1 protein-coding gene is annotated in these 287 nt (G+C 62.7%); it reads left to right on the top strand.

Annotated elements, in window-relative coordinates:
* Window positions 1-53: 53 nt before the first annotated feature.
* On the top strand, window positions 54-287 hold a 234-nt coding region (locus tag EN874_RS33270), incomplete at its 3' end, for an MAPEG family protein (protein ID WP_348631840.1).

The raw sequence follows: 287 nt of genomic DNA, 5'->3' as shown, positions 1-287 counted from the left end.
CGCGGTCTTCGCGCTAGCCGGGCAGCGGCGCTGACGGGAGGAGGAGCGCACATATGCACCAGACCGCCATCTTCTGGCCGATGCTGGCGCATGTGCTCCTGGTCTACATCGTCTACCTGGTGATGCTGAAGCGGCGCTATGGTGCCCTGAAGTCGGGCGAAGCCAGGATCAGCCAGTACAAGCTCCGCTCGACCGAGCCGGCCTCGAGCGTCACCGTTGCCAACAATCTGATCAACCAGTTCGAGCTGCCGGTTCTCTTTTACGCGCTATGCCTGGCGCTGTTCGTC

Origin of the sequence: Mesorhizobium sp. M1D.F.Ca.ET.231.01.1.1, from assembly GCF_003999155.2 — a bacterium.
Lineage (GTDB): Bacteria > Pseudomonadota > Alphaproteobacteria > Rhizobiales > Rhizobiaceae > Mesorhizobium.
The sequence above is the reverse complement of the archived record's forward strand: the minus strand, read 5'-3'. Positions and strand labels throughout refer to the sequence as shown.